The sequence below is a fragment of the Streptomyces sp. NPDC006463 genome (genome assembly GCF_042870715.1).
Taxonomy (GTDB): domain Bacteria; phylum Actinomycetota; class Actinomycetes; order Streptomycetales; family Streptomycetaceae; genus Streptomyces.
Genome location: NZ_JBIAHP010000004.1, coordinates 158806 through 181703 on the forward strand (window position 1 = coordinate 158806; position 22898 = coordinate 181703).

24 protein-coding genes are annotated in these 22898 nt (G+C 71.9%); 16 read left to right on the plus strand and 8 right to left on the minus strand.

All coding sequences use genetic code 11. The features are described from left to right. Nucleotides 1-21: 21 nt before the first annotated feature. Complete coding sequence (locus tag ACFYOB_RS09880; protein ID WP_388557132.1) at nt 22-693, minus strand: LuxR C-terminal-related transcriptional regulator; 672 nt, start codon at nt 691-693, stop codon at nt 22-24. Between the two features lie 168 nt (nt 694-861). Here ACFYOB_RS09880 and ACFYOB_RS09885 point away from each other — a divergent pair, with 168 nt between their 5' ends. After that, entirely contained in the window at nt 862-2211 is a 1350-nt protein-coding gene (locus ACFYOB_RS09885) for a hydrolytic protein (protein WP_388557134.1), read from the plus strand. Nucleotides 2212-2432: 221 nt separating this feature from the next. On the opposite strand, the gene ACFYOB_RS09890 is transcribed toward ACFYOB_RS09885, so the two are convergent. After that, nucleotides 2433-2663: a hypothetical protein gene (locus ACFYOB_RS09890; protein WP_388557136.1), complete on the minus strand. Its 231-nt coding sequence runs from the start codon at nt 2661-2663 to the stop codon at nt 2433-2435. Nucleotides 2664-2684: 21 nt separating this feature from the next. Then, complete coding sequence (locus tag ACFYOB_RS09895; protein ID WP_388557138.1) at nt 2685-3476, minus strand: VOC family protein; 792 nt, start codon at nt 3474-3476, stop codon at nt 2685-2687. A gap of 175 nt (nt 3477-3651) precedes the next feature. Between ACFYOB_RS09895 and ACFYOB_RS09900 the strand changes: the two genes are divergently transcribed. Beyond that, nucleotides 3652-4497, plus strand: a complete 846-nt coding sequence (locus ACFYOB_RS09900) for a sulfurtransferase (RefSeq protein ID WP_388557141.1) — start codon at nt 3652-3654, stop codon at nt 4495-4497. Between the two features lie 52 nt (nt 4498-4549). Here ACFYOB_RS09900 and sepH read toward each other — a convergent pair whose 3' ends face one another. After that, nucleotides 4550-5599 carry a septation protein SepH gene (gene sepH / locus ACFYOB_RS09905; protein WP_388557143.1) on the minus strand — a complete coding sequence of 350 codons (1050 nt, stop codon included), beginning with the start codon at nt 5597-5599 and terminating at the stop codon, nt 4550-4552. 496 nt (nt 5600-6095) lie between these two features. Between sepH and ACFYOB_RS09910 the strand changes: the two genes are divergently transcribed. Continuing rightward, nucleotides 6096-6857, plus strand: a complete 762-nt coding sequence (locus ACFYOB_RS09910) for a hypothetical protein (RefSeq protein ID WP_388557145.1) — start codon at nt 6096-6098, stop codon at nt 6855-6857. A 2-nt stretch (nt 6858-6859) separates the two neighbouring features. Here the strand turns inward: ACFYOB_RS09910 and ACFYOB_RS09915 are convergent, their stop codons facing one another. Both ACFYOB_RS09915 and ACFYOB_RS09920 read right to left on the minus strand, forming a co-directional pair. Further along, on the minus strand, nt 6860-8185 hold the full coding sequence (locus ACFYOB_RS09915; RefSeq protein ID WP_388557147.1) for a D-arabinono-1,4-lactone oxidase: 1326 nt from the start codon (nt 8183-8185) through the stop codon (nt 6860-6862). Next, nucleotides 8139-9392, minus strand: a complete 1254-nt coding sequence (locus tag ACFYOB_RS09920) for an MFS transporter (protein ID WP_388557150.1) — start codon at nt 9390-9392, stop codon at nt 8139-8141. Before ACFYOB_RS09920 ends, ACFYOB_RS09915 begins: the two co-directional genes overlap by 47 nt. Nucleotides 9393-9564: 172 nt before the next feature. Here ACFYOB_RS09920 and ACFYOB_RS09925 point away from each other — a divergent pair, with 172 nt between their 5' ends. After that, complete coding sequence (locus tag ACFYOB_RS09925; RefSeq protein ID WP_388557152.1) at nt 9565-10725, plus strand: ferrochelatase; 1161 nt, start codon at nt 9565-9567, stop codon at nt 10723-10725. 26 nt (nt 10726-10751) lie between these two features. Continuing rightward, complete coding sequence (locus ACFYOB_RS09930) at nt 10752-11555, plus strand: inositol monophosphatase family protein (RefSeq protein WP_388557155.1); 804 nt, start codon at nt 10752-10754, stop codon at nt 11553-11555. A gap of 78 nt (nt 11556-11633) precedes the next feature. Here the strand turns inward: ACFYOB_RS09930 and ACFYOB_RS09935 are convergent, their stop codons facing one another. Then, nucleotides 11634-11807: a hypothetical protein gene (locus tag ACFYOB_RS09935; RefSeq protein WP_328928077.1), complete on the minus strand. Its 174-nt coding sequence runs from the start codon at nt 11805-11807 to the stop codon at nt 11634-11636. A gap of 247 nt (nt 11808-12054) precedes the next feature. Between ACFYOB_RS09935 and ACFYOB_RS09940 the strand changes: the two genes are divergently transcribed. The 4 genes from ACFYOB_RS09940 to ACFYOB_RS09955 all read left to right on the plus strand — a co-directional run bounded on the left by ACFYOB_RS09940 (nt 12055) and on the right by ACFYOB_RS09955 (nt 15595). After that, the gene (locus ACFYOB_RS09940) at nt 12055-12708 is read left to right on the plus strand and encodes a response regulator transcription factor (RefSeq protein ID WP_030008767.1); all 654 of its coding nucleotides are present in this window, start codon (nt 12055-12057) and stop codon (nt 12706-12708) included. A gap of 5 nt (nt 12709-12713) precedes the next feature. Beyond that, complete coding sequence (locus tag ACFYOB_RS09945) at nt 12714-13958, plus strand: sensor histidine kinase (protein ID WP_388557158.1); 1245 nt, start codon at nt 12714-12716, stop codon at nt 13956-13958. 383 nt (nt 13959-14341) lie between these two features. Further along, nucleotides 14342-14638, plus strand: coding sequence for a DUF4193 domain-containing protein (locus ACFYOB_RS09950; RefSeq protein ID WP_030036261.1), 297 nt, complete (start codon nt 14342-14344; stop codon nt 14636-14638). Between the two features lie 12 nt (nt 14639-14650). Further along, the gene (locus ACFYOB_RS09955) at nt 14651-15595 is read left to right on the plus strand and encodes a hypothetical protein (RefSeq protein WP_388557163.1); all 945 of its coding nucleotides are present in this window, start codon (nt 14651-14653) and stop codon (nt 15593-15595) included. A 3-nt stretch (nt 15596-15598) separates the two neighbouring features. Here ACFYOB_RS09955 and ACFYOB_RS09960 read toward each other — a convergent pair whose 3' ends face one another. Further along, a complete protein-coding gene (locus ACFYOB_RS09960; protein WP_388557165.1) occupies nt 15599-16063 on the minus strand; it encodes a DUF3093 domain-containing protein in 465 nt (154 codons plus the stop codon). Nucleotides 16064-16121: 58 nt separating this feature from the next. On the opposite strand from ACFYOB_RS09960, the gene ACFYOB_RS09965 reads away from it, so the two are divergent. From ACFYOB_RS09965 to ACFYOB_RS09995, 7 genes are all read left to right on the plus strand, one after another. After that, a complete protein-coding gene (locus tag ACFYOB_RS09965; RefSeq protein ID WP_388557168.1) occupies nt 16122-16706 on the plus strand; it encodes a PaaI family thioesterase in 585 nt (194 codons plus the stop codon). After that, entirely contained in the window at nt 16706-17239 is a 534-nt protein-coding gene (dut, locus tag ACFYOB_RS09970) for a dUTP diphosphatase (RefSeq protein ID WP_388557170.1), read from the plus strand. Before ACFYOB_RS09965 ends, dut begins: the two co-directional genes overlap by 1 nt. A 1-nt stretch (nt 17240) precedes the next feature. Further along, nucleotides 17241-18029, plus strand: a complete 789-nt coding sequence (locus tag ACFYOB_RS09975) for a DUF3710 domain-containing protein (protein ID WP_328928083.1) — start codon at nt 17241-17243, stop codon at nt 18027-18029. A 229-nt stretch (nt 18030-18258) separates the two neighbouring features. Further along, nucleotides 18259-20880: an ATP-binding protein gene (locus ACFYOB_RS09980; RefSeq protein ID WP_388557174.1), complete on the plus strand. Its 2622-nt coding sequence runs from the start codon at nt 18259-18261 to the stop codon at nt 20878-20880. Continuing rightward, complete coding sequence (locus tag ACFYOB_RS09985) at nt 20877-21563, plus strand: response regulator (RefSeq protein WP_388557177.1); 687 nt, start codon at nt 20877-20879, stop codon at nt 21561-21563. Before ACFYOB_RS09980 ends, ACFYOB_RS09985 begins: the two co-directional genes overlap by 4 nt. A gap of 24 nt (nt 21564-21587) precedes the next feature. Then, entirely contained in the window at nt 21588-22007 is a 420-nt protein-coding gene (locus ACFYOB_RS09990) for an OB-fold nucleic acid binding domain-containing protein (RefSeq protein ID WP_388557180.1), read from the plus strand. Between the two features lie 3 nt (nt 22008-22010). Further along, a complete protein-coding gene (locus tag ACFYOB_RS09995) occupies nt 22011-22733 on the plus strand; it encodes a DUF3159 domain-containing protein (RefSeq protein WP_388557183.1) in 723 nt (240 codons plus the stop codon). Nucleotides 22734-22898 lie beyond the last annotated feature (165 nt).

Consider the following 22898-nt stretch of genomic DNA (forward strand, 5'->3'; position numbering starts at 1 on the left):
GCACCGGTCCCCGCCGTACGGTCAGATCAGCCCGTTGCGCAGGGCGTAGCCGACCGCATGCGTGCGGTTGCGCAGTTGCAGTCGCGTGATGACCTCGTGCAGCACGTTTTTGACGGTCCGCTCGGAGTACGAGGTCTTGCGGGCGATCTCCGCGGTGTCCAGGCCCTCCGACACCAGGCGCAGCATTTCCGCCTCGCGCGACGTCAGGGTGGACAGGGACACGGCGCGCGGGTCGAGCGCCGAACGCTGCAGGCTGCCGACGTGGTCGAGGAGCTTCGCGAGCAGGTCACCGGGCAGCACGCCCTCGCCGTTCGCTATCGCCAGGACCAGACGCAGGAGCCGGTCCTGGTCGGCCTCGGCGCGCCGCAGTACCGCGGTGACCCCGGATTCGATGGCGCGCTGCAAGGCGTCCCCGGATTCGAACGTGCCGACCACGAGCCCGGTGCGCGTGTCGGAGTTGAGCCGCAGCCGGTCCAGGAGGGCGGCCGTCTCGTCGTCCACGCTGTCCACGGTCACGAGCGACACCTGCGCGTCGTCGGCGTCGGAGTCGTCGACGAGCGCGATCTCCGGCCGCTGGCGCAGTTGGTGGACGACCCCGACGCGCAGGATCGGGTCCGATGCGTACACGGCCACGGTCACCCGTCGGCCGGCGCCGGGCGGGGAGACGGTTGCGTTGTTCTGGGGCTGGGGCATGTGTCGTACCTGTTCCGTGATGCGTATGTGGGGATACGGATGAGGGGTGATGGTCAACAGGTGGTTCAGCGAGAGGAGTTGAGAACAGCCTGCGGGGGCATCGGGGCTGCCCGGGGCGTTGCCCTCGCGCCCGTGGAAGCGGCCGGGGCGTCGCCGTAGCGTCGTGGTGTGACATCCCCAGCTGCCTCTCCCAGCCCTGGCGCACTCGGCCTCGACATCCCGCCGGTGTCGGTGACGCCGGGCGGTACCGCATCCACCAGCCTGACGGTCCGCAACGACGGCGACATCGTCGAGGCGTACCGCCTGGAGGTCGTCGGCGACTGCGCTGCGTGGACCACGGTGGAACCCGAGCGCGTCTCCCTCTACCCCGGCACCTCGGAAACGGTGACGATCCGCCTGGCCCCACCGCGTTCGTCGCAGGTGAGGGCGGGCGACGTGCCGCTCGCCGTGCGCGTGCTGCCCACCGAGCACCCCGAGTCCGTGCGGGTCCCCGAGACCACCGTGCACATCGAGGAGTTCCGGGAGCTGCGCGCAGAGAGCGCTCCCAAACGCCGCCGCGGCTGGCTGCGCGGGCGCTATCGACTCGCCGTGCGCAACGAGGGCAACTCCCCGGTACGGCTGGGTTTCACGCCCGCTCAGCCGGGTGAGGAGCTGAAGTTCGACTTCCGTCCCACCGCTCTGAAGCTGGAGCCGGGGGAGTCCGCGGAGGTGGTGCTGCGCGTCCGCACCGGCAAGCCGGTGTGGTTCGGGTCCCCGGTGACCTGGCCGTTCACCGTCGAGGTGGCCGAAGCCGGTGACGGGGACGGTGAGGACGGAAAGGAGCAGCCGGATCCGGGTGCCGTCCGGGCCCCGCTGGAGGCGGAGTTCGTCCAGATCCCGGTCTTCCCGAGGTGGCTGCTCGCGGCACTGGCGGCGCTGCTCGCGCTGCTGCTCGCCTGGTTCATGCTGGTGCGCCCGGCCGTGCGCAGTACGGCCAAGGAGGCCGCCGACGAGGTGGTCCAGAAGAGGCCGACGCCCGGTGCGGACGTGAACGGACAGCCCCCGGGGGCCGGTGACGCCAAGCAGCCGGGTGGCGGAGGCAAGAACCCCCAGCCCGGTACGGGCACGGGCGGTACGGGAGCCGGGCCGGGATCGGGACCGGGAGCCGGCGGGGGCGCCGCAGGGCAACAGAGCTCGGCCACCATCGACCTGCAGACCGACGGTGGGCAGACCAAGACCGGTGCCTACACGGTGCCCGCGGGCAAGGCGTTCGGGATCACGGACATCGTCGTCGCCAACTTCCAGGGCGACGAAGGCGTGGTGACCATCAGCTTCGGCGACCGCAAGATCACGACGATCGCGCTGGAGACGTTCCGTAACCAGGACTACCACTGGGTCACCCCCATCAGCATCGCCGAGAGCCAGACTGTGACCGTCCAGGTGACCTGTGCGAAGCCGGGCACCCCTGCCACCGGGCGTCAGGCGCAGGAGTGCCACGAGGTGCTCAACGTGAGTGGTGTACTGAGCGACCTCAGGTGACCCAAGCGGAAGACACATCGTCTGTCAGGTCGTGCGCCGGGGCAAAGGGGGTCCTTTGCCGCACCGTCCGGAAATCGGTACATCGGCTGATCGATCAGGCGTCCGCTCGTCGGCCGTACGTTCTTGTTCCGGTAGTCCCAGGACGGTGAACTCCGAGTAACCCATCGACAGTTGTACGAGCGACAAAGATGGCTTGATCTCGACTCCCTCCTGAGCTCCGGTCAGTGCGTGGGGGCTCCCTCCTGCCGCCCGGGGGTCAGGACCACCGTGGCGTCGCCGAGGTCGACCGTGTTCGGCAGCATCGCCTGCGGCCGCAGGGTCGGCGAACTCCTCGGCCATCCCTGCCCGGTTGAACCCGACGGCTCGCGGAAGTGGCCGGCCTCGCGCATCTGGAACGCGGCCGCGCTGTCGGCCCACGGCTCCTGCTGCCACAGCCTGCCCTTTTCGGTCACGCCTGACCGTGTGCGCCCGGGTCAGTCGCGGGGCCGGGAATGGATGAGGGTGAAGGCCGCGCCCTCCGGGTCCGCGACCGTGGCCACACGGCCGCCGATGCCCTCGCGGGGCGGTTCCAGGATCCGCCCGCCCAGATCGCTGACACGGGTGGCGGCCGCGTCGGTGTCCTCGACCTCGAAGTACGTCATCCAGTGCGGGCCCCGGTCGTGCGGCAGCGAGCGGCCGACGCCGTGCACGGCGGCCACCGGGCGGCCCTCCAGGTGCAGGGTCAGGTAGTCGAAGTCGTCGGAGGCGGTGGAGTGCGTCTGGGCCTCGTGGCCGAAGACGTGCTCGTAGAACTTGCCGACCGCCGAGGTGTCCTGGGTGACCAGCTCGTTCCAGACCGGGGTGCCCGGGGCGCCGTGCAGCCGGGTGCCCATGTGGGACTGTGCCTGCCACAGCCCGAAGATCGCGCCCAGCGGGTCGGAGCAGATCGCCACCCGCCCCGCGATGCCTGCGTCCAGCGGGCCCACCGCGACCGTGCCGCCGCACGCGCGGATCGTCTCCGCCGTGGCGTCGGCGTCGTCCGTGGCGAGGTACGTGGTCCAGGCGACCGGAAGATGCCGGTCCGGCGGCATCTCGCCGATGCCGGCCACCTCACGGCCGTCCAGCAGGGCCCGGACGTACGGGCCGAGCTGCTCCGGGCCCGGTACGTACTCCCAGCCGAACAGGTCGGCGTAGAAGTCCTCGGTGGTCCCCAGGCCGTGCACCATGAGGCTCACCCAGCACGGGGTGCCGGGCGTGCGCCGGGTTGCTTCCGCTGCCTCGGTCATGTCAGCCGTCTCCTCCGTCGTGCCGCTTACCGGTGCTGATGCTTCCACTCCGGGGGGCTCGACGCGCCCCGACCGGCCGGGTCGCGGGGGCCCGGGAGAGAGATGACCGGATCGGTTCGCACCTCTGGTGTCGGGCTTGTTACGGGGGCGCCGGGCGGGGAGGAAGATGGGCCGCATGACTTCGAAATCTGCGATCCTCTCCGCCGCCGAACTGGCGAGCGAGCTGGCCGGTTCCCGGCCGCCGGTGCTGCTGGACGTCCGCTGGCAGCTGGGCGGTCCCGACCAGCGCCCCGCCTACGAGGCCGGGCACCTGCCCGGCGCGGTGTACGTCGACCTCGACAGTGAACTGGCAGGTCCGCCCGGGTCGGGCGGACGGCACCCGCTGCCGGACCCGGAGGCCTTCGGAGCGGTGATGCGCAGGGCCGGCGTCTCGTCGGACGTACCGGTGGTCGTGTACGACGGCGGTCAGGGCTGGGCGGCCGCCCGGGCATGGTGGCTGTTGCGCTGGACGGGTCACACGGACGTACGGGTACTGGACGGAGGCCTGGCGCAGTGGACGTCAGCGGGGGGTGACGTGACGGCCGACCGGGTGACTCCCACGGAGGGTGATTTCAAGCCAAGTCCTGGAGCGGTCGGACTGCTGGACGCGGACGGGGCGGCCGCGCGGGCGCGTGCGGGGGTCCTCCTGGACGCGCGGGCGGGGGAGCGGTACCGCGGGGAGGTCGAGCCGATCGACCCGGTCGGCGGCCACATCCCGGGCGCCCTGTCGGCCCCGACCACGGAGAACGTGGATCCGGACGGCCGGCTCCTGCCGGCGGCCGCCCTGCGGGCGCGCTTCGCCGCCCTCGGCGCCGCGGACGGCACCCCGGTCGGGGTGTACTGCGGATCGGGGGTCTCCGGCGCGCACGAGGTGCTCGCGCTGGAAGTGGCGGGAATCGCCTCCGACCTCTACGCGGGCAGCTGGTCGGAGTGGTCCGCGGACCCGGCCCGGCCGGTGGCCACGGGTCCGCACCCCGAGTAGCCCGGACGAGTAGCCCCGAAGGCGCCGCCGCCGGGATGCCCGGGCGGCGGCGCTACTCCTGCTTCTTGCGGCGGGTGCCGAAGACGATCTCGTCCCAGCTGGGCACCGCCGCGCGGCGCCCGGGGCGGACCCCGTCGGCCTCGGCCTGACGGTCGGTGGTGCCCGTCAGCCGGTCGCGGTGGCCGGCCACCGTGCGGGGCATCAGGACGTCGGCGTACGCGGAACCCGCGCCCGCAGAGGCGGCCGGGGCCGGCGGTTCCTCCACCTCGGCCTCTTCCGCCGGGGGTTCGGTCCGGTCCGGGACCACCATGTCGCCGCGGAAGCTCGGGACCGCCTCCAGCAGGCTGGTCAGGGTGTCCCGTTCCTCTTCCGGATCCGGCTGGGGGGCCGTCGGCCGCTCCAGCTGGCGGTCGAGGACGCGGTCCAGCGGCCGGTCGCGCGGCAGCCGCGCGATCCTCGGTACGAAGGGGAAGCTCGGCTCCGGCGTGGCCGGGAGGTCGTCCGACTCGCCGATCAGCGAGCGGGCCTCGTCGTCCACGGCCACGACCAGCCGGCGCGGCGGGTCGTACGTCCAGATGGCGGAGTGCGGCTCACCGGCGACCCGGTAGACGAGCAGGACCTCCCAGGTGCCGTCGTCGCGGCGCCAGGAGTCCCACTGGACGGACTCCTTCTCGGCCCCGCGCAGCGTCAGCCGCTCCTGCACGGCCTCGCCGAGCTGGGGTCCGGTGTTCTCACCGGGGCGGCGTACGGGGGTCTTGCGGGCGCGCTCGGCCATGAACGCGCGCTCGGCGAGCACCGGGCCCTCGAAGCGGCGCACGCGGTCGACGGGGATGCCGGCGAGTTGAGCGACCTCCTCCGCGGAGGCACCGGCCCGTATGCGGGCCTGGATGTCGCGGGGGCGGAGGTGGCTCTCGACCTCGATCTCGATCTGGTTCAGGCGCGCGCGGTCGTTGCGCACGGCAGCCCGCAGCCGCTCGTCGATCGGAAGCGTGTACTCCGTGCTGTCCCCAGCCTTGAGCACCAGTCGTGTGCCGTCATTTGAGACGGCCACGACACGCAGTTCGGGCATGGGGACCTCCCGGGTGGTGCCTGCCGACGTCACGTGCGTCGCTGCTTCCGCTAGTCGAGTGTGGCCTGCCCGGGTGCAGCCTGCCACAACCTTGCCGAGTTAAACCGGCGTGTCGGGCATGGGCCCTTGATCGCCGTTATGGCACGGTTACCTGTTGGGCACGCACAGTGACCGAGTGGTTACTGTGCGCAGCAGGAATCCGTGCGATACCGCGGCAACACCGGTCTTTGAGTGCCGTTTTCCATCAATTCGGCCCCCTCTCCCGAATCCGGACATCCGTAAGGAAGGACGAACCCAGGGCTCGTCACAGTACTCCATTCGGGCCACCTGGGTGGACCGCCGCGCCGCCGAACTTCTCCCGGACGGTGGGAGTTGGCCTGCCCTCTGACGGGCTCCACCTGTACTCGTGTCCGTTTCCGGGTGTCTTGCTTCACAGAATCCCCAGAAACGGAACTATTCGTTTCGCTCGGGTGTCAGTAACTGCTGAAGGCTTCCGGTGCGGGAGAGGCAGGACACACAGGGGATGGCGATGGGTCAGAGGACGGCGCACGACGGCGAACCGGAGAAGAAGAAGAAGCTCGACCTGAGCGCGGCTCAGGTGGCCGGCAGCTCCCTCGCCACCGTCGCGGCCGCCCTCCTCGCCTCGAAGATGGGCGTCTACGGGACCATCCTGGGCGCCGGTGTAGTCAGCGTCGTCGCCACCGCCGGCGGACCCGTCATCCAGCACTTCTTCCGGCGCACCGGCGACCAGCTCCGCGAGACCGCCCGCCCCAGGGCCCGCCGGGTGCCGCTCCCCGGTGCCGCCGCGCCCTCCGGGGAGTTCGGCGAGGCCACCCTGCACGGCACCCGGGTGCGGGGCCGCAGGCGCACGGCGGTCGCGGCCGGCGCCGTCTTCGCCCTCTCCCTGGGCGTCCTCGGGAGCTACGAGGCGATAGCCGGCACCTCGGTCAGCGCGGGCGGCGGCACCATCCTCTCCGGAGGCACCCGCAAGGCGCCCGACCACGCGCCCCCGCGGCCCGAGGAGGAGAACGGCGCCGGTGAGAAGGACGGGAAGGACGGGAAGACCCCGGGGTCCGGGACCTCCCCGGCCCCCTCGGCCTCGCACAGCGGAGGCGGCCGCGGCCCGAGCCCCGGTCCGAGCACCCCGGACCCGGGCGACTCCTCGCCCGGCCCGTCCTCCTCCCCGTCGCAGCACGGCCCGACGCCGACGCCCACACCGACGCCCACCCCGAGCGGGATTCCGGGTACGGACGCCCCGACACCCGCCGGGCAGGGCCGAAGCGCCCCCTGAACTCACTCGCCCAGTACGCGCCGCAAGTAGTCGTTGCCGAACACCCGGTCCGGGTCCAGCCGGTCGCGGAGCGCGGTGAACTCGGCGAACCGCGGGTAGACCCGCGCGAAGTACTCGGCGTCCCGCGTGTGCACCTTGCCCCAGTGCGGCCGGCCGCCGTGCGCGGTGAAGATGCGCTCGGCCGCCGTGAAGTAGGCCTGGTACGGGGTGCCCCGGTACATGTGCACCGCGATGTACGCCGTCTCCCGGCCCGAGGCCGTCGACAGCGTGATGTCGTCCGCGGGGGCCGTCCGCACCTCGACCGGGAAGCTGATCCGCATCCCGGAGCCGTCGACCATGGCCCGCAGCTCCCGCAACGCCTCGACCACGCGCTCGCGCGGCAGTGCGTACTCCATCTCCACGAACCGCACCCGGCGCGGACTGGTGAACACCTTGTACGGGATGTCCGTGTAGGTGCGCGCCGACAGGGCGCGGCTGGCCACGCGGGCGATGGAGGGGATGGTGGCCGGGACCGCGCGGCCCAGCGAGTTCACCGCCTGGAAGATGCCGTTGGACAGCAGCTCGTCCTCGATCCACGCGCTCACCGGTCCGGGCGGGGCGGCGGGGCCCTGGCTGCGGTTGTTCCGCTTGGTGTTGCAGTTGCCGGTGTGCGGGAACCAGTAGAACTCGAAGTGCTCGTTCTCCGCGAAGTGCTCGTCGAACTCGGCCGTCACCCGGTCGAATCCCATGGGCTCCTCACGGGCGGTCAGGAAGAAGAGCGGCTCCACGGCGAAGGTGATCGAGGTGACGATGCCCAGCGCGCCGATGCCCAGCCGGGCCGCCGCGAACACCTCGGGGTTCTCCTTCTCGGAGCACGTGAGCAGCCGGCCGTCTGCGGTGACCAGTTCCAGGCCGCGGATCTGGGCGGCGATGGAGGCCGAGTCGCGGCCGGTGCCGTGGGTGCCCGTGCTGGTGGCGCCGGAGACCGTCTGCTCCATGATGTCGCCCATGTTCGTGAGCGACAGGCCTTCCCGGGCCAGGGCCGCGTTCAGGTCCTTCAGGACCGTGCCCGCCGCCACCGTGACGGTGCCCGCCTCGCGGTCGATCGAGGTGATCCCGGCCAGCGCCTGCGGGCGCAGAAGCACCCCGTCGGTCGCGGCGGCCGCGGTGAAGGAGTGGCCGGTGCCGACCGCCTTGACCCGCAGTCCCTGTTCGGCGGCCCGGCGGACCGCTTCCTGGAGCTCCCCGACCGAGGCCGGGGTCACCACGCGTGCGGGCCGGGCGGACACGTTGCCCGCCCAGTTACGCCACGCGGTCTGGCTGTTCTTCCCTGCTGTCGCCGTCCCCATCGCTAGCTGGCTCCTCCCCTTGCGCCGGCCTCGTCAGCCGGCGATAACCCGCGAACGCCACCGCCGCCGCGGCCACCCCCGACGCGATGGAGACGACGTACCCGCGCTGCGCGCCGGCCGCGTCGATGACCAGTCCGGTCACGGAGGAGCCGATCGCGACGCCGACCGCGAGGCCGGTGCTGATCCAGGTCATGCCCTCGGTCAGCTTCGCGCGTGGTACGTGTGCCTCGATCAGGGCCATCGTGGTGATCATCGTGGGAGCGATGGCGAGGCCCGAGACGAAGAGCGCCACGGCCAGAAACGGAAGGTTCCCGGCCAGTAGGAGGGGGATCATACTCACGGCCATCGCACAGATGCCCAGTACCCACCTGCGTTCGGTCCGGCCCTTGAGATGGAGCAGGCCGAAGACGATTCCGGCGATACAGGACCCAAGGGCCCAGACGGCCAGGATGTAGCTGGCGTAAGACTTGTGGCCCTGTTCCTCGGCGAAGGCCAGGGTGGACACGTCGATGGAGCCGAAGATCGCACCGGTCGCCACGAAGGTGGCCGTCAGCACCTGGAGGCCGGGGGAGCGCAGGGCCGAGGTGCGGTCCGCGTGCTCGTCGCGGGGGTGCGGCGCGGGCTCGGTGGCGCGCTGCGCGGTGAGCAGCCAGACGCCGGCGAACAGGCAGACGGCGGCGATCAGCGGTCCGGCCTCGGGGAACCAGACGGTCGACAGCATGATGGCGATGATCGGGCCGAAGATGAAGCAGACCTCGTCGATCACGGACTCGAAGGAGTACGCGGTGTGGAGCTCGCGCGGGGACTCGCGGTAGATCACCGTCCAGCGGGCGCGGACCATCGAGCCCACGCTCGGTACGCAACCCGCGATCGCGGCGCACACGAAGAGCGTCCAGTCGGGCCACCCGTTCGCGGCGGCCACCAGCAGCACGGCCACCGAGGCCACCGAGACCGCCGTCGCGGGGCGCAGGACCCGCCGCTGGCCGTACTGGTCCACCAGGCGGGAGACCTGCGGGCCGATGACCGCGGCGGCGAGGGCGAGCGTGCCGGTGAGCGCGCTGGCCATCGCGTAGCGGCCGGTGATCTCGGAGATCATGGTGAGGATGCCCACCCCGACCATGGAGATCGGGAGCCGGCCTATGAGGCCGGCCGCGCTGAACGCCTTCGTTCCGGGGGCCGCGAAGATCGCGCGGTAGGGACTGGGCAAGGGGTCTCCGTAAGGGACGTCATAGGCTCGTACAGGTTACGACTGCCGGCCGGGCACCCGCACGGGGAAAAGTTCCGGATCAAGGAACTTAGGGTCACCTTACCTGCGGTGCGGGCCGGGTCCCGGCCAGGGCGGTTCCCGCGCGCGGAGGCCGGGTGGCAGGATTCGATCCATGTCAGACCAGCTCCGCCCGCCCGTCGGCGGGCCCGCCGCCCCGTACGACGCCCTCCTGCTGCTCTCCTTCGGAGGTCCCGAGGGACCCGACGACGTCGTGCCGTTCCTGGAGAACGTCACGCGCGGGCGCGGCATCCCGCGCGAGCGGCTCAAGGAGGTCGGGCAGCACTACTTCGGCTTCGGCGGGGTCAGCCCGATCAACGCGCAGAACCGCGAACTGCTGGACGCGCTGCGCAAGGACTTCGCCGAGCACGGGCTGGACCTGCCGGTCTACTGGGGCAACCGGAACTGGGCCCCGTACCTGACCGACGTGCTGCGCGAGATGGCCGCCGACGGGCGCCGCCGCATCGCGGTGCTCGCGACCAGCGCTTACGCCTCGTACTCGGGCTGCCGCCAGTACCGCGAGAACCTCGCCGACGCGCTGGCCGCGCTCGCCGAGGAGGGCGTGGCCCAGCTGCCGCGGGTGGACAAGCTGCGGCACTACTTCAACCACCCCGGCTTCGTGCAGCCGATGATCGACGGCGTGCTCGCCTCGCTGGCCGGGCTGGCGCCGGAGGTACGAGCCGGGGCGCACCTGGTCTTCACCACGCACTCCATCCCGACCGCGGCCGCCGACACCTCGGGACCGGTCGGGGAGCACACCGAGCACGGCGAGGGCGGCGCCTACGTCAAGCAGCACCTGGACGTCGCACGGGTCATCGCGGACGCCGTGCGCGCCGAGACGGGCACCGAACTGCCCTGGGAGCTCGTCTACCAGTCGCGCAGCGGCGCCCCGCACATCCCGTGGCTGGAGCCGGACATCTGCGACCACCTGGAGGCCCTCCACGCGGCGGGTGCGCCCGCGGCGGTGATGGTGCCGATCGGCTTCGTCTCGGACCACATGGAGGTCCTGTACGACCTCGACACGGAGGCGACGGCGAAGGCGGCGGAGCTGGGGCTGCCCGTCGCCCGGTCGGCCACGGTCGGGGCCGACCCGCGGTTCGCCGCGGCCGTACGCGAACTCGTGCTGGAGCGGGCCGCGGTCGAACGGGGCGAGCCCGTCGAGCGGTGCGCGCTGGGACTGCTGGGCGCGAGCCATGACCTGTGCGCCGTGGGCTGCTGCCCGGCGCGGGCACCCCGGCCGGCGGCCGCGGGCGCCGACAGCCCGTACCCCCGCTGAGGCCGTACCCCCCTGAGGAGTGGACCGTGATTTCCGAAGAGCTGAAGGCCGAACTGCTGGACGTGGGCCTGCAGGCCGCCCGTCAGGCCGGGGCGCTGCTGCGCGACGGCCGGCCGGCCGATCTGGCGGTGGCCGCGACGAAGAGCAGTCCGATCGACGTGGTGACCGAGATGGACATCGCGGCGGAGAAGCTGATCACCGGCATCCTCTCCGAGCGGCGGCCCGCGGACGGGCTGCTGGGCGAGGAGGGCGCGGACACCCCCGGGACGAGCGGGGTGCGCTGGGTCGTCGACCCGCTGGACGGGACCGTGAACTACCTGTACGGGCTCCCGAGCTGGGGCGTGTCCATCGCGGCCGAGTACCGGGGCGAGACCGTGGTGGGCGTCGTGGCGGCGCCGATGCGCGGGGAGACGTACCACGCGGTGCTCGGCGGCGGGGCGTGGCTCGGTACGGCGCGGCTCGCCTGCCGGGCGGCGGCGCCGCTGGACCAGGCGCTGCTCGGGACCGGCTTCGCGTACGTCCAGGCCCGGCGTGCCCACCAGGCCGAGGTCGTGGCGCGGATCATCCCGGTGGTACGGGACATCCGGCGGGGCGGGTCGGCGGCGCTGGACCTGTGCGACGTGGCCGCCGGACGGCTGGACGGGTACTACGAGCGGGGGCTGAACCCGTGGGACCTGGCGGCGGGTGACCTGATCGCCCGGGAGGCCGGGGCCGTGACCGGGGGCCGCCCCGGCGAACGGGCCTCGGGGGAGCTGGTCCTGGCCGCCACCCCGGCGGTCTTCGCCTCCCTCCAGCCGCTGCTGGACGAGGCCGGGGCCTGGCACGACTGATCCCGCGCCGACGCCGTCGCCGTGGAATGAGGGAACCCCGGCCGCCGGGAGACGGCGGCCGGGGTCCGGGGTCCGGGGTCAGGCGGCGCTGACGGACACGGGAACCCCGTGCTCGGCGGCGAGGCGCTGGAGGTCTTCCAGCTCCGCCTGTTCCACTTCCGCGAGGAAGTCGTCGCCCGACTCGCGGGCCATCCTGAGGTCCGACTGCGTGGCCCTGATGCGCTGCAGGAGACCCGCGGTGAATGCGTCCATGGTGGGTTCGCCCCCTCTTCGTGGGTCGGCGGCGGCACGTGGCAGTCCGCCGTCAGGGAGTGGATGGGGTGTGCTGACGTCCTCCCCGGCACCTTGGGCCCAGAAACCTCGTGAGACGAGGGAATCCTCACTTCCGTCCCGTCCGCCTCCCTGTGAGCGTCGCCTTACAGCCGGTTTACGGCCGAAACGGGCAGGATGGACGACGCAACACACGTGCGCCCTGCTGGGCCCTTAGGAAGGAAACGACGTGCGCGTACTCGTCGTCGAGGACGAGCAGCTGCTCGCCGATGCGGTGGCCACCGGGCTGCGCCGGGAGGCCATGGCAGTGGACGTCGTGTACGACGGCGCCGCCGCCCTGGAGCGCGTCGGAGTCAACGACTACGACGTGGTCGTGCTCGACCGGGACCTCCCGCTCGTGCACGGCGACGACGTCTGCCGGAAGATCGTCGAGCTCGGCATGCCCACCCGCGTGCTGATGCTGACGGCCTCCGGCGACGTCAGTGACCGCGTGGAGGGGCTGGAACTCGGGGCGGACGACTACCTGCCCAAGCCCTTCGCCTTCACCGAGCTGACGGCCCGGGTGCGGGCGCTCGGGCGGCGCACCACCGTCGCGCTGCCGCCCGTGCTGGAGCGGGCCGGCATCAAGCTGGACCCGAACCGGCGTGAGGTGTTCCGCGAGGGCAAGGAGGTGCAGCTGGCGCCGAAGGAGTTCGCGGTGCTGGAGGTGCTCATGCGCAGCGAGGGGACCGTGGTTTCCGCCGAGCAGCTGCTGGAGAAGGCATGGGACGAGAACACCGACCCCTTCACCAACGTGGTGCGGGTGACGGTCATGACCTTGCGGCGCAAGCTGGGGGAGCCGCCGGTCATCGTGACCGTGCCTGGCTCCGGGTACCGGATCTGACGCGGGTGGCAACGAGTCCGGCGCCACCTGCGGCGCCCCCGAAACCGACCTGGGACCCCGGCCAGCCCGAGGGTCCCTTCCCTTGGCTGCGGCCGACGATCCGCATACGCCTCACGCTGCTCTACGGCGGGATGTTCCTGATCGCCGGCATTCTGCTGCTGTCGATCATCTACCTGCTGGCGGCGCAGGCCCTGCGTGAGGGCAATGCGCTCATGTACGAGATCGTCGGCGGCCAGAACGTCAAGGTCACGAGCCCCACCTGCCCCGTGGTGAGCATCAACCAGTCGTACGACCAGTTCAACTCGGCCATGAAGGCGTGCGCGCTGGAGCAGCGCCGCCACGCCCTGGACGACCTGCTGAGCCGCTCGCTGATGGCCCTGCTCGGCCTGAGCATCATCGCCTTCGCCTTCGGCTACGCGATGGCCGGCCGGGTGCTCTCGCCGCTGGGCAAGATCACCCGGACGGCCCGCCGCGTGGTCGGTACCGACCTGACCCGGCGGATCGAGCTGGACGGGCCGGACGACGAGCTCAAGGAGCTCGCCGACACCTTCGACGAGATGCTGGACCGGCTGGAGCGGGCCTTCACGGCCCAGCAGAGGTTCGTCGCGAACGCCTCGCACGAGCTGCGGACCCCGCTCGCGATCAACCGGACCCTGCTGGAGGTGCACCTTTCCGATCCGGGGGCTCCGGTCGAGCTCCAGCAGCTCGGGAAGACCCTGCTCGCCACCAACGAGCGCAGCGAGCAGCTGGTCGAGGGCCTGCTGCTGCTGGCCCGCAGCGAGAACCAGATCGTCGAGCGCAAGCCCGTGGACCTGGCTGAGGTGGCCTCGCGCGCCCTCGACCAGGTGCGCGGGGAGGCCGACGCGAAGGGCGTGGAGATCCGCGGTGAGCGTGCCCTGGCCGTCGTCCAGGGCAACGGCGTGCTGCTGGAGCGGATCGCGCTGAACCTGGTGCAGAACGCCGTCCGGTACAACGTGCCGGACGGCGGCTGGGTGGAGGTCACCACCGGGGCCCAGCACGGCGAGGCGGTCCTCGTGGTGTCGAACACGGGTCCCGTGGTTCCCGCGTACGAGGTGGACAATCTGTTCGAGCCGTTCAGGCGGCTGCGTACGGAGCGAACGGGCAGCGACAAGGGTGTCGGGCTCGGCCTCTCCATCGCGCGCTCAGTGGCCCGCGCACACGGCGGAAGGATCCAGGCGATCCCCAGGGAAGGCGGTGGCCTCGTGATGCGTGTCACTCTTCCCTTGTGAGTTCTTCCTCCCCGTGTTCGCTTTTGGCTGAATGCTTGCCGTGTGAAAGAAATCGCGTCTGTGTGATCGATCACATGGCCCGGTGTCGGCCCATGTGCGTTCTGTGACCCCTTGGCGGCCGGAACGCCCGGGAAGTCCGGGTTTCCGGCCCCCCGGATGGCGGGAAATACACGGGGTGGCGTTTGTGCAAGACGACCCCCGGACCGTGTACGGTCCCGGTCGTCATCCCAGCCAATCGCTCTCAAGGCGCGTGGCTGGGTGTCGATTGAGTAACAGACCTTGATGTGAGGCAAAATCTCCGCCTCAGGTCGGGCACAAGTCCGGCCTCTCGCGCGTTACGTGCGCTGAGACACCGCTAACACCCAGAGGGGGAGAGCGAACAAATGGCAACGGACTACGACACCCCACGCAAGACAGACGACGACGTCGACAACGACAGCATCGAAGAGCTGAAGGCTCGGCGTAACGAGAAGTCGTCCTCGTCCGTCGACATGGACGAGTTCGACTCGGCCGAGAGCCTGGAGCTTCCCGGCGCGGACCTCTCCAATGAGGAGCTGGCCGTCCGGGTCCTGCCCAAGCAGGCCGACGAGTTCACCTGCATGAGCTGCTTCCTGGTGCACCACCGCAGCCAGCTGGCGCGCGAGAAGAACGGTCAGCCGATCTGTCGCGACTGCGACTGAGAGGCGTCGGCCGTGGCTGGCTCGACACCATTTCGGAAGCGACGCTTCCGGAAATCTGGTGATCCGGCGGAGACGCAGGTGGGAGCCATGGACCCGGAAACGGGTCCTGGAGCCCCCGGCGGCTCCGCCACAGGGACCGCCATCGTGCCCTCCGACACCGCCCCGGCGGTGCCGTCGGCCACACAGACCGACGAGGAGGCCGGGCAGCGGTCCCGGACTCGTCGGCTGGAAGCCTTCAAGAGCGGTGTGCGCCACGGTGTACGCAAGGGCGGCGAAGGCGTCAGGACCGCCGCCCTGCACATCGCCGACCGGATCATCGAGAACGCACCGCGCGTTCCGGTACGGGACCTCGCGACGCTGCGCGCGCAGTTCCCGGGCCTCGGCCCCGATCAGCTTGCCGACAAGCTGATCTTCGGTGCCGCCAACGCCACCTCCACCGTCGGCGCAGGCATCGGGGCGGCGGCCATGCTGCCCGTACCGCCCGCCATGCCGGCCGAGCTGGCCGCGGAGATCACCGCCGTCGCGGCGATCGAGCTGAAGCTCGTCGCCGAGCTCCACGAGGTCTACGGCCAGCGCCCGCCCGGCAACCTCCGGGAGCGCAGCCTCGCCTACCTCACCGCGTGGACCGAGGAGCGCGGCATCGACCTGACCAAGCCGACGACGCTGAACGTGGCGCTCGGCGGTCAGATGAAGCGCGAACTGCGCCAGCAGATCATGAAGCGGATGTTCCGCAACCTCCCCAACCTCATGCCCTTCATGGTGGGCGCGGCCGTCGGCGCGGTGATGAACCGCCGCGACACCCGGAAAGTCGCCGAGAAGGTCCGTGGCGACCTGCGGACCCGGGCGGTGGCATGGGATGCCCTTCCGTCGCTTCCGCCCCTGGAGCAGCCCGTCCAGCCCCTTCCCGAGGCCACCAGGGCCGCACTTGAGGGCCTGGACCCTCGCGGTGAGGGCTGAGGGTCAGACCGTCTGCCCGCGCGCGGCCCGGAGGGCGGCGACCAGGGCCTGCGGCTCGCGGGTGGAGACGTAGACGTACGGGGTCGGGTCGGTCGGGTCGGTGACCTCGACGCGGACCGCGGTCGGCACGTAGCTGCGCATCAGCATGAAGGCGCGGGTGTCGGCCTTGTACGTGCGCCAGGCGCGCGACTCCTCGGCGTCCAGGATCTCCGGGTCCCCCAGGGCCGTCACCGGGATCCGCGCGTCCCCGACCGCCAGCGCGCCGTTCACCACGCGCACGCGCGCGGAGCCGTACGAGCTCACCAGCAGCCCGGCCAGCGCGGTGCCCCCGACCAGCCCGGCCAGCAGCGGCAGCGTGCCCAGCGGCAGCAGCATCAGCGCACACGCGAGCCCGGCCAGTACGGCGATGGCCCACCAGGAGCGGGGGGCGGTCAGACGTTCGTCGTGGTGCGCGGGGGAGAGCTGCATGTGGTCAAGCCTGCCACGGGGCGACCGGTGGGTAGCCGCGCGGGTAAGGTCTGCGGCTGTGAGTGGACGAAACACAGCGTTGACGCCCCCGGCCGACGCGACCGCGCCGGTCCGGCACCCCGATGCCCCGGCCCCCGGTGAGCTCCTCGGTGCGCACTACGAGCACTGCTTCGGCTGTGGCGGCGGCCAGCCGCACGGACTCCACCTGGAGGCCCGTGCGGGCGAGGGTGTGCGCGTCACCGCCGAGTTCACCGTCAAGCCGGCGCACCAGGGTGCCCCCGGCCTCGCGCACGGCGGCGTGCTGGCCACCGCGCTCGACGAGACGCTCGGCTCGCTGAACTGGCTGCTGCGCGTCATCGCCGTGACCGGGCGGCTGGAGACCGACTTCGTGCAGCCCGTGCCGGTGGACACCGTGCTGTACCTGGAGGCCGAGGTCACCGCCGTCGCCGGGCGGAAGATCTACTGCACCGCCGTCGGCCGGACGGGCGGCCCGCAGGGCCCGGTCGCCGTGCGCGCCGACGCCCTCTTCATAGAGGTGAAGGTCGACCACTTCATCGACAACGGACGGCCCGAGGAGATCCGGGCGGCGATGGCCGACCCGGACCAGGTCAGGCGCGCACGCGCCTTTGAGGTGAACCCCTGATGTCCCAGAACCACGCCCCGGTCGACGTCCTGATCCGCCGCGTCGACCCCGACGTGCCCCTCCCCGCCTACGGTCACCCCGGCGACGCCGGCTGCGATCTGGTGACCACCCAGGCCGCCGAGCTGGCCCCCGGCGAGCGTGCCGTGCTGCCCACCGGGGTGTCCATCGCACTGCCCGACGGGTACGCGGCCTTCGTGCACCCGCGGTCCGGGCTGGCCGCCCGCTGCGGGCTCGCGCTCGTGAATGCCCCGGGGACGGTGGATGCCGGGTACCGTGGGGAGATCAAGGTGATCGTGGTCAATCTCGACCCTCGCGAGAGCGTCAGGTTCGAGCGTTTCGACCGCATTGCCCAGCTGGTTGTCCAGCGGGTCGAGAAGGTGCGCTTCCACGAGGTGGCGGAACTTCCCGGCTCGGCCCGGGCCGAGGGGGGTTTCGGCTCCACCGGCGGTCATGCGGCCGTGGCCGGATCCGGCGCTGGTCAGCAGGGTGGGAATGGCTACGCTTCGGTCGTAACCGACCGGGAAGGACAGTGACGTGTTCGGACGTCGCAAGAAGAACGACTCCGCCAAGGACGGCGGCGCGGCCGAGCAGGTCGATGGCCGCGAGTCCGGCCTGGACGCCGGCGAGCAGGACGGCGCCGGGGAACCCGACGCCGAGCCGCGCCGGGTGAACCTGCCTCCGGCCCCGCGGCCCGACGGCCCCTGGGACATCTCCGAGGTGCTCGGCGACCCGGCCGACGGCCGGGTCGACCTAGGCGGCATCCTCGTACCCGGTGTCGAGGGCATGGAGCTGCGGGTCGAGGTCGCCGGTGACGCGATCGTCGCCGCGACCGTCGTCCTGGGCGACAGTGCCGTACAGCTGCAGGCCTTCGCCGCGCCGCGCAAGGAAGGCATCTGGGGCGAGGTCCGCGAGGAGATCGCCGCGGGCATCACCCAGCAGGGCGGCATCATCGACGAGGCCGAGGGCCCGCTGGGCTGGGAGCTGCGTGCGCAGGTGCCCGTACCGCTCCCGGACGGGCAGACCGGCGCGCAGCTGGTCCGCTTCGTCGGCGTCGACGGTCCGCGCTGGTTCCTGCGCGGTGTCATCTCCGGCCAGGGCGCGGTGCGCCCCGAGTCGGCGGGTGTCCTCGAGCAGATCCTCCGCGACACCGTCGTGGTCCGCGGCGACGGCCCGATGGCCCCCCGCGACCCGATCGTCCTGAAGCTGCCGAACGACGCCCAGATGGTGCCGGACGGCGTGCAGACGGAGGACCAGGAAGGCTCCCGCTTCGGCGGCGGCATGGGCCAGCTGGAGCGCGGCCCGGAGATCACCGAGGTCCGCTGACCGCGGTGTCACCCCCGCGCGCGGGGGCAGACGTGCGTTTTCGGCCGGTGGGCCCTACTCCTTCGGGGTGGGGCCCACCGGCTTTCACGCCCACGGCCCCACCGGCCTCCACGCCCACGGCAGGCCACGGCAAGCCCCACGGCAGGTCCCGCGTCAGGGATCCGTCAGGGATGGGCCTCCGGCCCCTCATCGGTGCGTTGAGCGGGCCGGCGTCCCCGAGAATGGGCGCATGGGACGCGGCAAGCTACGGATCTATCTCGGCGCGGCACCCGGTGTGGGCAAGACCTACGCGATGCTCTCCGAGGGCCACCGCAGGGTGGAGCGGGGCACCGACTGCGTCGTCGGCTTCGTCGAGCACCACGGGCGGCAGCGCACCGAGGTCATGCTGCACGGCCTGGAACAGGTCGGGCGGCGGGAGCTCACGTACCGCGGAGCGGCCTTCACCGAGATGGACGTGGACGCGCTCCTCGCCCGCAGACCCGCCATCGCGCTCGTGGACGAGCTCGCGCACACCAACGTGCCGGGCTCGCGCAACGCCAAGCGCTGGCAGGACGTCGAGGAGCTGCTGCGGGCCGGCATCGACGTCGTGTCGACCGTCAACATCCAGCACCTGGAGTCGCTCGGGGACGTCGTCGAGTCGATCACCGGGGTGCGGCAGCGGGAGACCGTGCCGGACGAGGTGGTCCGGCGGGCCGACCAGATCGAGCTCGTCGACATGTCCCCGCAGGCGCTGCGGCGGCGGATGGCGCACGGGAACATCTACCGGCCCGACAAGGTCGACGCGGCCCTGTCCAACTACTTCCGCCCCGGCAATCTGACCGCGCTGCGCGAGCTCGCCCTGCTGTGGGTGGCCGACCGGGCCGACGAGTACCTCCAGCAGTACCGGGGCGAGCACGGCATCCACTCCACGTGGCAGGCGCGGGAGCGGATCGTCGTCGGGCTCACCGGAGGCCCGGAGGGGCGCACGCTCATCCGGCGCGCCGCCCGGATGGCGGCCAAGGGCTCGGGCAGCGAGATCCTGGCCGTCTACATCGCCCGCAGCGACGGCCTGACCGCCGCCTCGCCGAAGGAGCTCGCGGTCCAGCGGACCCTGGTCGAGGACCTGGGCGGAACGTTTCACCATGTGATCGGCGACAACGTCCCCGAGGCCCTGCTGGCCTTCGCCCGGGGGGTCAACGCCACCCAGATCGTGCTCGGCTCCAGCCGCCGCAAGGCCTGGCAGTACGTCTTCGGCCCCGGGGTCGGCGCCACCGTGGCCCGCGACTCGGGGCCCGACCTCGACGTCCACATCGTCACGCACGAGCACGTGGCCAGGGGGCGCGGGCTGCCCGTGGTCCACTCGGCGGCCCGGCTGGGGCGGCCCCGGGTCGTGGCCGGCTGGGTGGTGGGCGTGGTCTTCCCGGTGCTGCTGTGCCTGCTGCTCACGCACGTCGACGCGGACCTCGGGCTCGCGAACGACATGCTGATCTTCCTGGCGCTGACGGTGGCGTCCGCGCTGCTGGGCGGGCTCTGGCCGGCCCTCGCCTCGGCCGCCCTGGGCTCGCTGCTGCTGAACTACTACTTCGCTCCGCCACTGCACCTGTGGACCATCGCCGACCCGAAGAACATCGTCGCCGTCGCCGTCTTCTTCGGGGTGGCCGTCTCGGTGGCCTCGGTGGTCGGCGTGGCCGCCCGGCGCACCCACCAGGCCGCGCGGCTGCGCGCCGAGTCCGAGATCCTGTCGTTCCTCGCCGGGAGCGTGCTGCGCGGGGAGACCACCCTGAACGCGCTGCTGGAGCGGGTGCGCGAGACCTTCGCCATGGAGTCCGTGGCCCTGCTGGAGCGGTCCGGCGACACCGAGCCGTGGAAGCAGGCCGGCAGTGTCGGCCCGAACCCCGCCGCCCGGCCCGAGGACGGCGATGTGGACATGCCCATTGGGGACCACATGGCGCTGGCCCTGTCCGGGCGGGTGCTGCCCGCCGAGGACCGCCGGGTGCTCGGCGCCTTCGCCGCCCAGGCCGCCGTGGTACTGGACCGGCAGCGGCTGGTCGGGGAGGCCGAGGAGGCCCGCAGGCTGGCCGAGGGCAACCGGATCCGTACCGCGCTGCTGGCCGCCGTCAGCCACGACCTGCGTACGCCGCTGGCCTCCATCAAGGCCTCGGTGACGTCCTTGCGCTCCGACGACGTGGACTGGTCCGACGAGGACCGGGCCGAGCTCCTCGAAGGCATCGAGGACGGCGCCGACCGGCTCGACCACCTGGTGGGCAACCTGCTCGACATGTCCCGGCTGCAGACCGGCACCGTCACCCCGCTGATCCGGGAGATCGACCTCGACGAGGTGGTCCCGATGGCCCTGGGCGGCGTACCGGAGGACAGCGTCGTGCTGGACGTGCCGGAGACGCTGCCGATGGTGGCGGTGGACCCGGGGCTCCTGGAACGGGCCGTGGCCAACGTGGTGGAGAACGCCGTGAAGTACAGCCCGGCGGGGGAGCGGGTGCTGGTGGCGGCCAGCTTCCTCGGCGACCGCGTCGAGGTGCGCGTCGTCGACCGCGGGCCCGGCGTGCCCGAGGAGGCCAAGGGCCGGATCTTCGCGCCCTTCCAGCGGTACGGGGACGCGCCGCGCGGCTCCGGGGTGGGCCTCGGCCTCGCGGTCGCCCGGGGCTTCGCCGAGGCCATGGACGGCACCCTGACGGCCGAGGACACCCCCGGCGGCGGGCTGACCATGGTGCTCACCCTGTGCGCGGCCGCCCGGGATGGCCGGAACACCGGTGCCGGCGCCGCATCCGGTGCGGACATGGTGGAACGTGATCACGAACCTGATCACGAACGTGATCGGAACCGACAGGTACGACAGAAGGCAGGACCTCAATGACCCGGGTGCTCGTGGTGGAAGACGAGCCGCAGATCGTCAGAGCCCTCGTGATCAATCTGAAGGCGCGCAAGTACGAGGTCGACGCGGCCGCCGACGGGGCGAGCGCCCTGGAACTCGCGGCGGCCCGCCACCCAGACGTGGTCCTCCTCGACCTCGGCCTGCCCGACATGGACGGCATCGAGGTGATCAAGGGCCTGCGCGGCTGGACCCGGGTGCCGATCCTGGTCCTCTCCGCCCGCCACACCTCCGACGAGAAGGTCGAGGCGCTGGACGCGGGCGCCGACGACTACGTCACCAAGCCCTTCGGCATGGACGAGCTGCTGGCCCGGCTGCGCGCCGCCGTCCGGCGGGCCGAGCCGGCCGCCGGCTCCGGCGAGGACGAGGTGGTCGTGGAGACCGAGGGATTCACCGTGGACCTGGCCGCCAAGAAGGCCGTGCGCGAGGGGCGCGACGTACGGCTCACGCCCACCGAGTGGCACCTGCTGGAGGTCCTGGTCCGCAACGGCGGCAAGCTGGTCAGCCAGAAGCAGCTGCTCCAGGAGGTCTGGGGGCCCTCGTACGGCACGGAGACGAACTATCTGCGGGTCTACATGGCGCAGCTGCGGCGCAAACTGGAGGCGGACCCCTCGCACCCGCGCCACTTCATCACCGAACCGGGCATGGGATACCGCTTCGAGAGGTAGTGGGGGCGCCGGTACGCTTCCTGTATGAGTGCTGAACCGCGTCCCGAGATGCCCGCGAAGCCTGCCAGGCCGGCGGGCCGGTTCCGCCGGATGATAGAGCGGCTGTCCTCCTCGCAGGAGGAGCTGCATTCGGCGGAGCTGCAGGAGGACGCAGAAGCCGCGGGGTGCACGCGGATCTGCGACTGCCACGACCGCCAGATAGTCAAGGTGACCGGAACCCTGCGCACCGTCACCCTGCGCCCGCGCGCGGGCGTCCCCGCCCTGGAGGCGGAACTCTTCGACGGCTCGGCCGCACTGGACGTGGTCTGGCTCGGGCGTCGCTCGATCGTGGGAATCGAGCCCGGCCGGCGCATGATCGCCTCGGGGCGGATCTCCATGACCCACGGCCGTCGGGTGCTCTTCAACCCGAAGTACGAACTCCGACCGCTCGGACAGGAGCACTGACCGGTGACGTCATTCGACAAACCGACCACCCCAGACCCCGCCGGTTCCGCCGAGGACCAGAAGGCGGTGACGCAGGCCGCCCTCTTCGACGCCTTCGGCGGCATCCGGGGCACCGTGGAGACGATGCTCCCCGGGCTGCTCTTCGTCATGATCTACACGATCAACAAGGACGTGAAGCTGTCCGCCATCGCGGCGGGCGCGGTCGCGGTCCTGCTGGTGATCGTGCGGCTGCTGCGCAAGGACACGGTCAAGCACGCCTTCAGCGGCGTCTTCGGCGTGGGTGTGGGCGTGGCCTTCGCCCTGTTCACGGGCAGCGCGAAGGGCTTCTACCTGCCGGGCATGATCTACGGCGTCGGCCTGGGCGTGGCCTTCACGCTCTCGGCGCTGGTGGGCTTCCCGCTGCTGGGCGTGATCCTGGGCCCGGTGTTCAAGGAGAACCTGTCCTGGCGCACCCGCAACCCCGGACGCAAGAAGGCCTACGTCAAGGCCAGCCTGGCCTGGGGGCTGATCTTCCTCGCCAAGTACGCGATCCTCTTCCCGCTGTACTGGTGGGGTGACGCGACGCAGCTGGGCTGGGTGCTGATCGCGCTGAAGCTGCCGCCGATGGTGCTCGCGGTGTACTTCACGTGGGTGTTCCTGGCGAAGGCCCCGCCGCCGATCGACGTGATCGCGGAGTGGGAGGCCAAGGAGGCCGCCGAAGCCGCCACCGGGAAGCCGGGGGCCTGAGCCCGATCCCTGCTGCCTCCGCCGCTGCGAGGCGGTATCCGCCTGTGACGCCGAGGGGGGCGGGGGGGGGCGGGGCCGGGCCCCCCCCCCCGCCGGGGGGGGGGCCCCCAACCCCGGCGGGCGGGGGGGGGGGCTCCCCCAGGTGAATAAACGGGCGGGGGGGCC

Coding starts and splice junctions, on each gene's coding strand:
- ACFYOB_RS09915 (WP_388557147.1), bottom strand. CDS start 8,185: ATGGGGACGGCGACAGCAGGGAAGAACAGCCAGACCGCGTGGCGTAAC.
- ACFYOB_RS09895 (WP_388557138.1), bottom strand. CDS start 3,476: ATGACCGAGGCAGCGGAAGCAACCCGGCGCACGCCCGGCACCCCGTGC.
- ACFYOB_RS09985 (WP_388557177.1), top strand. CDS start 20,877: ATGACCCGGGTGCTCGTGGTGGAAGACGAGCCGCAGATCGTCAGAGCC.
- ACFYOB_RS09925 (WP_388557152.1), top strand. CDS start 9,565: ATGTCAGACCAGCTCCGCCCGCCCGTCGGCGGGCCCGCCGCCCCGTAC.
- ACFYOB_RS09880 (WP_388557132.1), bottom strand. CDS start 693: ATGCCCCAGCCCCAGAACAACGCAACCGTCTCCCCGCCCGGCGCCGGC.
- ACFYOB_RS09960 (WP_388557165.1), bottom strand. CDS start 16,063: ATGCAGCTCTCCCCCGCGCACCACGACGAACGTCTGACCGCCCCCCGC.
- ACFYOB_RS09910 (WP_388557145.1), top strand. CDS start 6,096: ATGGGTCAGAGGACGGCGCACGACGGCGAACCGGAGAAGAAGAAGAAG.
- ACFYOB_RS09980 (WP_388557174.1), top strand. CDS start 18,259: ATGGGACGCGGCAAGCTACGGATCTATCTCGGCGCGGCACCCGGTGTG.
- ACFYOB_RS09950 (WP_030036261.1), top strand. CDS start 14,342: ATGGCAACGGACTACGACACCCCACGCAAGACAGACGACGACGTCGAC.
- dut (WP_388557170.1), top strand. CDS start 16,706: ATGTCCCAGAACCACGCCCCGGTCGACGTCCTGATCCGCCGCGTCGAC.
- ACFYOB_RS09900 (WP_388557141.1), top strand. CDS start 3,652: ATGACTTCGAAATCTGCGATCCTCTCCGCCGCCGAACTGGCGAGCGAG.
- ACFYOB_RS09990 (WP_388557180.1), top strand. CDS start 21,588: ATGAGTGCTGAACCGCGTCCCGAGATGCCCGCGAAGCCTGCCAGGCCG.
- ACFYOB_RS09935 (WP_328928077.1), bottom strand. CDS start 11,807: ATGGACGCATTCACCGCGGGTCTCCTGCAGCGCATCAGGGCCACGCAG.